The sequence below is a fragment of the Halorubrum sp. SP9 genome (assembly GCF_005435015.1).
Classification (GTDB): Archaea; Halobacteriota; Halobacteria; order Halobacteriales; family Haloferacaceae; genus Halorubrum; species Halorubrum sodomense.
On sequence record NZ_SGXU01000315.1, the window covers coordinates 1 to 510 of the forward strand.

Consider the following 510-nt stretch of genomic DNA (forward strand, 5'->3'; position numbering starts at 1 on the left):
AGAGGAAGGTGCGCTCCGGAGCGCAGGTCATGGAGCGCCTCGGTGACAAGGAATCCAGAACGGTCGAACACGAGTTGTATCAGGTGGCGAACGAACTGATCGCTCGCGCTCAGGAGCGCAACGCCGTCATCGTGTTCGGTGATATGACTGGGTTGCGAGTCGACAATGATGAGGGGCGGTACGTGAACGATAAGACCCACAAGATGCCGTACGCGAAAATGGCGAATATTCTCACATACAAAGCCCACCTCGATGGACGCGAGTGTATCTCAGTAAAGGAGCACAATACGTCCGTGACGTGCTGGCGGTGTGGATCGAAGAACACGAGTCGTGAGGTACAGGGGCGTCTGGAGTGTCACGACTGTGGGTTGGATGACAACGCGGATAAAAACGGGGCGTCGAATATTGGGCAACGAGCCGTCGGTAAGGACATCACGAGCCCGCTATCGACGGCGGGGGCTGTCGTGGCTCAGCCCGAAACGCAGGTCGTACTCGAAGGAACCAGCGGTG

The 510-nt window shown here is 57.6% G+C and carries 1 protein-coding gene; it reads left to right on the forward strand.

Annotation, left to right across the window (positions count from 1 at the left end):
* Positions 1 to 29: 29 nt before the first annotated feature.
* On the forward strand, positions 30 to 510 hold a 481-nt coding region (locus EXE45_RS17695), incomplete at its 3' end, for a zinc ribbon domain-containing protein (protein WP_199233692.1).